We start from the raw sequence: 12,039 nt of genomic DNA, 5'->3' as shown, positions 1-12,039 counted from the left end.
CCTCCGCTAAGCTCTGCGAAACTAGTTAAAAGATTATATCGCGAAGTTGAGCGGAGGTAAATAGAGTTGAGCGGAGTTTAAAAACAAATGAGCTATCCGTTTTTTTTGTGTTTGTTACTCCCTCAAGTCCTTCAGGCGCAGGGCAAACTGGAGCAGGCTATGATCCGGCAGGGACTGGTGGATATCCAGCAAACCGACCCGACGATTCTGGTGGAACTGAAGTATTCGACTACGGATAATTTTGTCGGGAAAGACGTCTACGGCGATCTGACACGGGCGTATTTGCAACCCATGGCCGCCCAAAAGCTCGCCAAAGCCAGTCAGGAGCTACAGAAACGCCAGCCCAACCTCCGGCTTCTGGTCTACGACGCTACCCGGCCCCGCTCGGCGCAGTGGGATTTGTGGAAAACCCTGAGCCATCTGCCCGTCAGCGAACGCGGCAAATACGTGTCCAACCCACGCAACGGTTCGGTGCATAATTTCGGTTGCGCCGTCGATCTGACCCTCGCAACGAAAGATGGAAAACCGCTCGACATGGGCACAAAATTCGATTACTTCGGCGAGCTGGCGTACCCCGAAAAAGAAGACCACTTACTGAAACAAGGCAAATTAACCTGCAAACAGGTCGAAAACCGGCGGTTGCTGCGCTCGGTCATGCAGAAAGCGGGCTTCTCTTCCCTCAAAACCGAGTGGTGGCATTTCAACGCCCTGTCGCGGGCCGAAGCCCGGCAGCAATACAAGATTGTGGAATAATCGCGTGTTTTAAACGCTAACTTTCCGGGCTTTGATCAACCCGTGAAAATCATTCATCAACAACCGCTCGAAGAGTTGGACGGTAGCGGCCGCATCACCGTGGGCGCGGTGGCGGTTATTGACCGGAATTTGCAGCGAACGGCAGAGTTTCCCCAGGCTGTAGGACGGTAATCCCGGAAAAATCCGGCGGCTGAGCTGGACGGTGCAGAGCCGGTGGCGCTCGAACGGCAAACCAATCCAGGTAAATTCTTTTTTCAGAAAACCGTAATCGAAGGGTGCGTTATGGGCCACAAAAACCGCCCCTTCCGTCACGCGGGCAATGTCGTGGGCCACGTCGGCAAAATCCGGAGCCGACTGCACCATTTCGTCGGTGATGCCGGTCATGCGGGCTATAAAGGGTGGAATCGGGCAGTGCGGATTCAACAGCGAGTGAAAGCTATCGACCACCGCGGCTCCGTCGTACCGAAAAACCGCTACTTCTGTCAGACGGGTTGGTCCCCCGATCCCGCCCGTCGTTTCTACGTCAACAATTGAAAACATCGTTTTGCAAGATACGATTTTTTCCTTTTCAGTAAGTTTTTCGGGAGATGCGGCCCCAAAATACGTTTCTCTGGATACTCGGACCCAAACCGCCCTGCCTACACCATGAATCGTCGCGAAGCACTTTCGTCCCTTGGGCTGTTAACGGCTGGCCTGCCCGCCGTCGAACGCGTCAATCCGTACCAACGAAAACGGGTGCTGCGCCTGGCTCACCTGACCGACATCCACATGATGCCGCGCCCGAAAGCCGAGGCCGCGCTGGCGATGTGTCTGCACCGGCTGCAAGCGATGAAAGACCGTCCGGCTTTTATTCTGAACGGCGGTGATTCGATCATGGATGCGCTCTCCCGAAACAAGGAAACCGTCCGGCGGCAATGGAACGTCTGGAACCGGATTTTGCAACAGGAAAACTCGCTACCCATGCACCATTGTATTGGGAATCATGACGTTTGGGGATACAACGGCTCGAAAAAAGATCCGCTGTATGGCAAAGCCTGGGCGGTGGACCAGCTCCAGCTTCCGAACCGCTATTACAGCTTCGACCAGAGCGGCTGGCATTTTATCGTGCTGGACAGCACCCAGCCGACGCCCGAAGGCGGTTGGTATACGGCCCGACTCGATGAGTCGCAGCGCAACTGGCTGGAAACCGATCTCCGGAAAACCGACCGGCAAAAACCGGTTCTGGTGCTGTCGCACATTCCCATTTTAGCGGCCACTGTGCTGTACGGCCGGAAAGTTCAGAAAAATGGTCGGCGGGAAATTTCGGGCGGCCTGATGCATACCGATTCCACCGACCTCATCAAGCTTTTCCACAAACACCCGAACGTAAAGGTTTGCCTGAGCGGTCATACGCACCTGCTTGATCGCGTCGATTACAACGGCGTGACGTACCTGAACAACGGCGCCCTGTGTGGCGACTGGTGGGATCATTCCACCTACCACCACACCCGCGCCGGATACGCCCTCATTGATTTATTCGACGATGGCTGGGTGGAGCGAACCTACGTAGCGTATTGAACCGGCCTATTTCTTTTTGCCCTTCTTGTAAAAATTATAGACAACCGACACCTGAAACGTGCGGTTATAGTATTCGACGATGGGGTTGCTGGACACGTTGTTCAGCCCGTAGATGTAGCGCAGGTGCAGACTGAACTGATCGGCCATATCCAGAAAATCGTAGTGGGCCCCGATGGCAATGCCGGTATCCTGTTTTTTGCCGGGACCGTTGGGCGTATCGAGGGCGTAGCTAAACTCGGGGCCAGCCTGAAGCACCAGCCCTTCGGTGGGCACCCAGCCCAGGAGCAACGGCAAGCTCAGGTAGTTATAATTATTGCGAATCGTCTGCGGATTGGTCCCCAGGCGCTTGAACGTGCCCCCTTTGACCGACAGTAAGAATTCGGGCTGGGCGACGAAGCGGTGGTAGCGCAGGCGGTAAATGCCGCCCAGATGAAAGGCGGTTTTGTAGCGTGAAATATAGGGAGTAACGCCTTCCTGGGCGGTTTTTGACGAACTGGCACCCACTTTTAGACCAAATACTCCCTGAAGCTGAGCAAACGAAGAAACAGAAGCGAATAAAAACGCACCAAGTAGAAAGAATCTGATTTTCAACATACCGTTTGGGGTAAATACACCGATTGGTTCGCGCAAGCCGGTTGAACCGCCCAACAAATAACGGGAGAATTTCAGTTATCTTACGGGTATCGCCCGAAGTTTCGGGGCATTTTCACAAAAATTAAGAAAGACAGGAGAGGTGAGACAAGAGAGGAAAGAGTTCTGCTCCCGCTAATTCATGGGTTTGTCTTTCTTCTCTTGTCTCACCTCCCTTGTCTCGTCTAAAAGATCAATTCAATCGCGGATCGACGGGGTAGTGCGAAAGCACGCGGTATTGCCCGCCCATCTGGCGCAGAATGCCCCGCCAGAACTGGTCGGAAGGGGTATCGAAAATGAAGCTGGAATCGGCATGGGCGACAATCCAGGAGTTCTGGGCCATTTCGTTGGCAAGCTGTCCGCCCGACCAGCCGGAATAACCGACAAAAAACCGGACGTCGTTTTCTTTCACCGCCCCGGCATTGATCAGTTGCCGCAGCCGATCGAAATTACCGCTCCAGTATAGTCCGTTTGGCAATTCGATGGATTCTTCCAGCGTATGGCCCAGCCGGTGAATATAATGCAGCGTATTCTGCTGAACCGGACCGCCGACGTATAACGAATAATCGTGGTACATTTCGTCGGTCAGCACATCGTTCAATTTTACCTGCGCAATCTGATTGAGCACCAGACCAAACGTCCCTTCCTCGTTATGGTCGCACACCAGCACGACACTTCGTTCAAAATTTGGATCGCCCAGAAACGGTTCCGCGATCAGCAAACAGCCATTGGTGATAGTTTGCGCGCTCATATCGGTTGTATTCGGGTCTATAAAGGTGAATGTAAGGAATATATCCGAATAGCACCGCCATTTCAGTCTATCCCTATCGTATATCCATAACACAATCTTAATACCAGAAATCCTCTTTTCCCCCGACCGAGGCCGAATTTTGATTTTCAGGTCCCATTATGGACCATATTCACAAATCTGATGTAATTTGTGAACAAACCGATCAGAATGACCACGAAATCGATCCTGCGCCATCCGGTACTCTTTGTGCTTTTCGGCGGTATAGCCGCGTTTTGCACGTATGCCTGCATGTACGCATTCCGCAAGGGAATTACGGCTGTGCTTTTCGAAGGCATGAGCTACGCCGGCATTAATTACAAAATCTGGCTCATCACGGCACAGGTGCTCGGCTATGCGGTTTCTAAACGAATCGGCGTGAAGGTGGTTTCGGAAATGAAACCGGGTCAGCGGGCGATGTATGTCCTGCTGTTTATCGGCCTGTCGGAACTGGCCTTGCTCGGTTTTGCCCTGGTACCTCCGCCCTATAACATCGTTTTTCTGTTCCTGAACGGCCTGCCCCTGGGCATGGTCTACGGCATCATGCTCGGGTTTCTGGAGGGTCGTCGCCAGACCGACGGCCTCGTTGCGGGCCTCACCGCTTCGTTTATTTTCGCGTCCGGTTTTGTCAAAACCGTCGCCCTGACCATCAAAACCGCCTGGGGGATTTCGGAATTCTGGCTCCCGTTCGTCACCGGTCTGCTGTTTGTGGTCCCGCTGCTGCTGTCGGTCTGGATGATGACGCGGCTCCCCGCGCCGTCGGCCGAAGACCGCGCTCTGCGAACCGAGCGCCAACCCATGAACCAGCCCGAACGGCGTCACTTTCTACAAACCTTCTCGGTCGGCCTGACGACGCTCATCGTCTCGTACGTCCTGCTGTCGGCCCTCCGCGACTTCCGCGACAACTTCGCGCCCGAAATTCTCTCGGCGGTCGGCATATCCAATCCGGCGGTTTTTACGAAAACGGAAACAATCGTTGCCGTCGGCATTCTGGTGGTCATGGGGGCCTTGCAAGGGGTGAAAGACAACTTTCTGGCGTTTCGGCTGATCAACATCGTCATGCTGCTGGCAGCCGTCCTGATTGGGGTCAGTACCTGGTTTTTTCAGCAGGGATCGCTGGCCCCGGGGGCCTGGTTTACGCTCGTCGGCCTGGGTTTGTACGGGGCTTACGTACCCTGCAACGGGTTATATTTCGAGCGGCTGGTGGCGTCGTTCCGGTACGTGAGCACGGTCGGTTTTATCGTGACGCTGGCCGATTTTTACGGCTACATGGGCAGTGTGGCGGTGACTCTCTACAAAAACTTCGGCCAGCCGAACATCAGTTTTCTCGATTTCTTTGTGTACTCGGCGTATATCGTCGCTATCGTCTACGGGATTTTGGTCGTGGTTTCGTTCGGCTATTTTCAGCGGAAATATAAAAGCGTTGTTTCGCAGCGTCTGGCAGAGAGCATCAACCCGGGCCGCCCGGCAATATAGCCAAAAAAGGGAGGTAAACAGAACCTTCTGCTTACCTCCCTTTTCTTCACTGAACTCCGCTAAATACGTTATACTACACTCAGCTTCACCGTATTGGTTTTCGAACGTTCCAGCAACGGCATCGTCAGCGTGTTGATGAAAATATCACCCGGCTCCAGGACGCCCTGTTTCACCAGCAACTCCTTGATTTCCGTAACGGTCTGATCAACGGTGTTCGCCGGACTGGGTTCGTACGGCAGCACGTTCACCCCCCAGCACAAGGCCAGCGTTCTCATCAGGGATTTATTGGCCGTAAATACGTACAGACCGGCTTTCGGGCGGTGGTGCGACAACCGGAAGGCGGTATAACCCGAGGTTGTGATTCCGATGATGGCTTTCGCTTTGGTGTCGCGGGCCAGGCGGCAGGCACTCATCACCACGTTATCGTTCAGGACGTTCTTGCTCGGATTTTCGTTGACATAGGCGTGGTAGCGGTAATAGATTTTATCGCTCAGTTCTTCCACTTTCTGGATCGTGCGGGTCATGTTTTCAACGGCCAGAATCGGGTATTTTCCGGAAGCGGTTTCGGCGCTCAGCATCACGGCATCGGCCCCATCCAGCACCGAGTTGGCGACGTCGTTGATTTCGGCGCGCGTCGGACGGGGGGCGTCGATCATGCTTTCGAGCATCTGCGTCGCCACAATCACCGGTTTGGCGGCTTTATTCGCCTTCTCAACGATCATTTTCTGAATCATCGGCACATCTTCGGCGGGTAGTTCAACCCCCAGGTCGCCCCGGGCAACCATAACGCCGTCGGTAGCCGCCACGATTTCATCAATGTTCTCAATGGCCTCCGGTTTTTCGAGCTTTGCGATTACGCGGCTCGTTTTGCCCCGCGCCCGGATGTACTCCTTGATTTCCAGAATCTCGGATGCCTGCCGCACGAACGACAGCGCAATCCAGTCGACATTATTTTCCAGCCCAAAATCCAGGTCCGCAAAGTCTTTTTCCGTCACCGACGGCATCGAGACTTTCGTATTGGGCAGGTTAACCCCTTTTTTCGATTTCAACGAACCGCCGTAGACCACTTCCGTAATCACGTCCGTTCCTTCCGTCCCGAGCACTTTTACTTCCAGTTTGCCGTCATCCAGCAAAATCCGCTCCCCGCTCCGCACATCCTGGTACATTCCTTTGTAAGGCGTACTGACCCGCTCGGCCGTTCCAACGACATCTTCATTGGTAAATACCAGCTTGTTTCCGGGCAGAATCTGGACGCCGTTTTCATCTTCAACTCTACCGATCCGGATTTTAGGTCCCTGCAAATCCTGCAAAATTGCGAGATTCAGACCATATTCTTCGTTAATTTCCCGAATCCGCTGAATGCGGGCCAAATGATCTTCGTGGGAGCCGTGGGAAAAATTCAGTCGGAAAACATTTACACCGGCGCGGGCCAAAGCCAGCAATTTTTCTTTGGTGTCGGACGCCGGACCGACCGTGGCAACAATCTTGGTTTTTTTCAATGACATAGAATTCGACAGTAGTCAGTAGACCAAACAGATGCAAAATAAGCAACCCTTTCCGACAAATCAGCAAATTTTCTGTAAAGCTTGTGTAATGAGCGATAAAAAACCGCCCGGCAAGGGCTGTCAATCAACCGGTTTTGCGCCTTTAGCGGTTTTTCTCCGCGATTGCCGCCGATTCCGCCACCGCTTTTTCGTGTAGCAATTGCAGGTACACGCCATTGGTCCAGCCAAAACCGTCCTGGTTCGGATACTGTCCTCCGCCTGCCGTCAGCACATCATCCACCACATTGTACTTCTCCGTCATTTTTCCGGTTGCCCGGTAAATGCGGTCGTTAAGGGCCAGCCAGCGATCCCGGCCTTCGCCGGCGGTTTCGGCAAAGCCGTAATTCATCAACCCCCGGTAGACGATCCACTGCAACGGCGCCCAGCCGTTCGGCGAATCCCATTGCTGACCGGAACGAATCAACGTCGTCACCCAGCCGCCGGGTTGCAGAAAATCTTCCACCAGCCGGTTATGGACCCGCCCGGCCTGTTCGGGCGTTGCCAGCCCGAAAAACAAGGGGAAAACGGCCGCCAGCGTTAACGCGGTGGTTGGCCGCTGCGTAAGCAGGTCATAATCAAAGTAAAAACCGCGCTCTTCGTCCCAGAAGGTTGTAGTGATAGCCTTCCGGCGGTTTTCGGCCAACTGGCCAAAATGCGCCGACGTCCCCAGGTCACCCTGCTGGCGGCAGGCTTCCGCCAGCGTTCGTTCGAGGTCATACAACAAACAATTCAGATCGACCGGCAGGATGTTGCCCGCGTTCGTCGTCACCAGCGATTGCCCGTCGCCGAACCACCGGCTGCTGAAATCCCAGCCCGATTCGCAGGCCGCCCGCAGGTGGCCGTAAAGCGTTTCGGACTCGATGCCGAGCGCATTGGCCGCTTCGGTCAATTGCACTTCTTTAAGGTACGCTTCGGGCCGGGGGCGGGGGGTCGGATCAAAATAGCGGTTCAGGGTTAATCCGTTGTCCAGCCGTACCACCCGGTTTTTACCGTTGGTCGTTTCCCGCATCCAGAAGGCATATTCCTGTTTTAACTGGGGCAAATACGCAACCAGACCGTCCGGGCCGTCGATCTCGGCCAGCAATTGAACCATCAGGGCAAAAACCGGGGGCTGCGACCGGCTCAGAAAATAGGTCCGGTTTCCATTGGGAATAAAACCGTAGGTATCAATCAGGTACGCAAAATTTTTGACCATATTCCGCACCAGGTTCGTCCGGCCGGCCACTTTCAACCCGAGCATCGTAAAGTAGCTGTCCCAGTAGAAAATCTCCCGAAACCGCCCACCCGGCACCACATACGGGTACGGCAGCGGCAAGCGCGAACTGCCCTCAACGGGTACATCCGGTGCCCTCGTGAGCACCTCCCACAACCGGTCGATATGCTCCGTGGCGGTCAGCGACGCATCGCTGGAAAAACCGGAAGCGGGCGAGTCGGGCACCGTAAAATGCTGGTTCACAAACGCTTTTAAATAAAAATTTGGTTTGTGTTTCTGTGCCTCATACAACGCCAGAATGGCCGCCGGAGCCATCAGCGGGACACAATCGACGAAGGTCTTGGAGTCGGGGAAAATGCGGCTCAACTGAACATCCAGAAAAAAATCCCCGAACAGCTCGTCCGGAGCAGGGGGCAGCGGGGCGATTGGCAACGGCATTGGAACAGTTTTCAGCTTTTTATATCTTTCAACTCCGGAACGTCCTGCGAAGTTTGGCAGTGGCTGCGGTTTTAACGACGTTTAAATAGCTGGCCAACGCCCTGCCTGCGGCTCCCTGCCACCTCCAGCAGCTAAATCGGCAAAACATCTCGTTGTTCTGGAAGTTAGATTTGATAGGCACAGCCTGGACAGGCTGCGGAATCCTTTTGATTGACCGGGACTTTGACAAACGAATTATGGTGACGAAGAAAGCAGGCTTGGACGACAAACTTCATTGGTACAAAGATGCCATTATTTACGAACTCCATATCAAAGCCTTTCGCGACAGCAACGGCGACGGGATCGGTGATTTCCAGGGGTTGCTGGAAAAACTGGATTACCTTCAGGATCTGGGGGTTACGGCCATCTGGGTACTCCCTTTCTACCCTTCTCCCCTGCGCGACGACGGCTACGACATTGCCGATTATTACAGCATCAATCCGTCGTACGGCAACGTCGAGCAGTTTCAGGAATTTTTGCAGGAAGCCCATAAACGCAATCTGAAAGTGATTACCGAACTGGTGATCAACCACACCTCCGACCAGCATCCGTGGTTTCAGCGCGCCCGAAAAGCGCCGAAAGGTTCGCCGGAACGGGAATACTACGTCTGGACCGACGACCCGAACCAATACCGGGATGTACGGATTATCTTCCAGGATTTTGAAACCTCGAACTGGACCTGGGACCCCGTGGCCCAGCAGTACTACTGGCACCGGTTTTTTCACCACCAGCCCGATTTGAATTACGACAACCCGCTGGTGCAGGAAGAAATCTATAAAATTCTGGATTACTGGTGCCAAATGGGCGTCGACGGTTTTCGGCTCGATGCGGTGCCGTACCTCTTCGAGCGCGAAGGGACCAACGGCGAAAACCTGCCCGAAACCCACGCCTTTCTAAAAAAACTCCGTCGGCATGTGGATAAAAAGTTTCCGGGAACGGTTTTTCTGGCCGAAGCCAACATGTGGCCCGAAGATTCGGCTTCGTATTTCGGCGACGGCGACGAATGCCACATGAACTACCATTTTCCGGTGATGCCGCGTATGTTCATGGCCGTTCAGATGGAAGACCGGTATCCGATTACCGATATTTTCGACCAGACACCCGACATTCCCGAAACCTGTCAGTGGGCGATTTTCCTGCGCAACCACGACGAACTAACGCTCGAAATGGTCACCGACGACGAGCGGGACTACATGTATAAAATGTACGCCAAAAACCCGAAAGCGCGGATTAATCTGGGCATTCGGCACCGGCTGGCTCCGCTGATGGACAACGACCGGCGGAAAATCGAATTGCTGAACAGCCTGCTCTTTTCGCTGGCCGGAACACCAGTTTTGTACTACGGCGACGAAATCGGGATGGGCGATAACGTATACCTCGGCGACCGCGACGGTGTTCGGACGCCGATGCAATGGTCGCCCGACCGGAATGCCGGTTTTTCGATCACCAATCCGCAGAAGCTCTATTTGCCGGTGATCCTTGATCCGGCCTACCATTACGAAGCCGTGAACGTGGAAACGCAATGGCAGAATACGTCTTCCCTGCTGTGGTTTACGAAACGGATGATCAATATGCGGAAACGGCATAAAGCGTTCGGGCGGGGCAACCTGAAATTTCTGAACGTCGAAAATCCGAAAGTGCTCGCTTTCACGCGTACGTACGAAGACGAAACCCTGTTGATTGTGGTGAATCTATCCAAACATTCACAACCGGCGGAGGTAGAACTGAGCGATTACAAGGGTTTCCGGCCGGTCGAACTGTTCAGTAAAAACCGGTTTCCGGCCATTTATGACGATAATCCGTACCGCTTTACGCTGGCTCCCTATGATTACCAGTGGTTTGTGTTGCAGAAAATCCATCCCGATGTCGGCAAGGAAAGCACGCTTCCGTTGCTGAAACTGGCCAAATGGGACGATCTGATGCAACTCCAGACCCGATCGCTGCTCGAAAACGAAGTACTTCCGGCCTACGTTACCAAAGCCAACTGGTTCATTGGCCAGGGTCGCGAAATCAGCGGTTTTTCGATTACCGATCAGGCCATGATTAATCTGGACGACAAAAAAGGCACCCTGTTGCTGGTGGAAGCCAGCTACGAACAGGGTTTGCCGGAATTGTACCAGGTGCCCATTACGTTTGTGCAGGGGGAACGGGCCAGTCAGATTGCCAGCGGTTATCCACAGGCGATTCTGGCCCAGATGCAACTCGGCGAGGAAGAGGGCTTGCTCTGCGATGCCTTTTTCACCGACCGGCTGCACCAGTTGCTGTTCGCCAAACTCACGGCCAGTCAGTCGATTCCGGCCCGCAACGGGAAACTGGTTTTTGCGGGGGAAAAATCGCTGAAAAAATACCATCCGGATGCAGGCGGGGTCAAACCCAAAGTCCACACTTCCGAACGGGACTATACGGCGATTACATACGACAACCGGTTTTTCCTGAAAATGTACCGGAAAGTCGACTGGAACCTTAATCCGGATATTGAAATCACCCGTTACCTCAGCGAAGAGGCTCATTTTGAATACGTTCCAAACTTCCTGGGCACCATTGAATGGCAGTCGGAGAAGGGATCGATTGCGCTCGGAATGATGGAAGTGATGGTCGAAAACCACGGCGATGGTCACAGCTTCATGCTGGAGCGGATTAATAATTACATCGAGCGCATTCTGGCGCGGAGCAAGGAAACCCTGGCCACCATCTGCCGCCAGGGCAGTCTGGCCGATCCGCAGGGTTTCGACGATCTGTCGATGAATTGCCGCGAATTACTGGGTGGGTCGGCTTCGGAACAGGCCCGTTTACTCGGCATCCGAACCGGACAGATGCACCTGGCGCTGGCCCGTTCCAGCCACAAGGATTTTGTCCCCGAGGAATTTTCGCTGCATTACCAACGCTCGCTCTTTGCCGGGATGCAGTCACTGGTGCGGGAAAATTACCAGCATCTCGCCCGTCGGCTGAAGGATGCTCCCGCCCTCATCAAGCCGGAAATTGAGTCCATTCTGGACAAAAAACCGGCGGTTCTGGCCGTCATGAAACGGATTTACGACCACAAGATCGATACGTTGAAAATCCGGACCCATGGCAATTACCACCTGGGCCAAATCCTGCTGACGGGCAAAGACATTGCCATTCAGGACTTTGGAGGCAATCCGTTGCGGACCTTTAGCACCCGACGCATCAAACGGTCGCCGTTGCGGGATGTAACCACCATGATCCGGTCGTTTTATTACGTCGCTTACGAAGGCTTTTTCTCGACCAGTCAGCTGCCGAAGGAAGAGATTCCCAATCTGCTGTCGTTTGCGGATTTATGGGCCTACCAGATCAGCGAAATCTTCCTGAAAGCGTACCTCGATACCGTTCAGGGAAACCGTTTTTACCCGAAAGACCCGGCGGATTTGCAGGTATTGCTGGAAACGTACCTGCTGGAGCGGGCCAATTTCGACCTTACGTTCGACCAGACCAACCGCCCCGAACGCCTGCTGGCGCCGATTCGGATCATTCAAACCATTGTTGAGCCCCTGGCGGGCTCAACTCCGAAGTCGGCAGGCAAACAAGCTGACAACCAACCGGTCTGATGCCAGTAAAAGCCCTTGCGGCCCGATTAGAATTTC

The 12,039-nt window shown here is 54.0% G+C and carries 9 protein-coding genes; 4 read left to right on the top strand and 5 right to left on the bottom strand.

Annotation, left to right across the window (positions count from 1 at the left end; translation table 11 throughout):
* Nucleotides 1–159: 159 nt before the first annotated feature.
* Entirely contained in the window at nt 160–753 is a 594-nt protein-coding gene (locus ACFPMF_RS12950) for a M15 family metallopeptidase (RefSeq protein ID WP_379845890.1), read from the top strand.
* A 9-nt stretch (nt 754–762) separates the two neighbouring features.
* Here the strand turns inward: ACFPMF_RS12950 and ACFPMF_RS12945 are convergent, their stop codons facing one another.
* Nucleotides 763–1,293, bottom strand: a complete 531-nt coding sequence (locus ACFPMF_RS12945; protein ID WP_379845426.1) for a 3'-5' exonuclease — start codon at nt 1,291–1,293, stop codon at nt 763–765.
* 105 nt (nt 1,294–1,398) lie between these two features.
* Here ACFPMF_RS12945 and ACFPMF_RS12940 point away from each other — a divergent pair, with 105 nt between their 5' ends.
* Entirely contained in the window at nt 1,399–2,310 is a 912-nt protein-coding gene (locus ACFPMF_RS12940; protein WP_379845424.1) for a metallophosphoesterase family protein, read from the top strand.
* A 6-nt stretch (nt 2,311–2,316) separates the two neighbouring features.
* Here the strand turns inward: ACFPMF_RS12940 and ACFPMF_RS12935 are convergent, their stop codons facing one another.
* Together ACFPMF_RS12935 and ACFPMF_RS12930 are read right to left on the bottom strand one after the other, a co-directional pair.
* A complete protein-coding gene (locus ACFPMF_RS12935) occupies nt 2,317–2,904 on the bottom strand; it encodes a porin family protein (protein ID WP_379845422.1) in 588 nt (195 codons plus the stop codon).
* Between the two features lie 229 nt (nt 2,905–3,133).
* Nucleotides 3,134–3,691 carry a YqgE/AlgH family protein gene (locus ACFPMF_RS12930; protein WP_379845420.1) on the bottom strand — a complete coding sequence of 186 codons (558 nt, stop codon included), beginning with the start codon at nt 3,689–3,691 and terminating at the stop codon, nt 3,134–3,136.
* Between the two features lie 207 nt (nt 3,692–3,898).
* Here ACFPMF_RS12930 and ACFPMF_RS12925 point away from each other — a divergent pair, with 207 nt between their 5' ends.
* Nucleotides 3,899–5,203: a DUF5690 family protein gene (locus ACFPMF_RS12925; protein WP_379845418.1), complete on the top strand. Its 1,305-nt coding sequence runs from the start codon at nt 3,899–3,901 to the stop codon at nt 5,201–5,203.
* A 68-nt stretch (nt 5,204–5,271) separates the two neighbouring features.
* On the opposite strand, the gene pyk is transcribed toward ACFPMF_RS12925, so the two are convergent.
* Nucleotides 5,272–6,708: a pyruvate kinase gene (pyk, locus tag ACFPMF_RS12920; protein WP_379845415.1), complete on the bottom strand. Its 1,437-nt coding sequence runs from the start codon at nt 6,706–6,708 to the stop codon at nt 5,272–5,274.
* Between the two features lie 142 nt (nt 6,709–6,850).
* Nucleotides 6,851–8,398 carry an alpha,alpha-trehalase TreF gene (treF, locus tag ACFPMF_RS12915; RefSeq protein WP_379845412.1) on the bottom strand — a complete coding sequence of 516 codons (1,548 nt, stop codon included), beginning with the start codon at nt 8,396–8,398 and terminating at the stop codon, nt 6,851–6,853.
* Nucleotides 8,399–8,634: 236 nt separating this feature from the next.
* On the opposite strand from treF, the gene treS reads away from it, so the two are divergent.
* Nucleotides 8,635–12,003, top strand: coding sequence for a maltose alpha-D-glucosyltransferase (treS, locus tag ACFPMF_RS12910; RefSeq protein WP_379845410.1), 3,369 nt, complete (start codon nt 8,635–8,637; stop codon nt 12,001–12,003).
* Nucleotides 12,004–12,039 lie beyond the last annotated feature (36 nt).

Origin of the sequence: Larkinella bovis (assembly GCF_042655385.1) — a bacterium.
GTDB lineage: Bacteria > Bacteroidota > Bacteroidia > Cytophagales > Spirosomataceae > Larkinella > Larkinella bovis.
The sequence above is the reverse complement of the archived record's forward strand: the minus strand, read 5'-3'. Positions and strand labels throughout refer to the sequence as shown.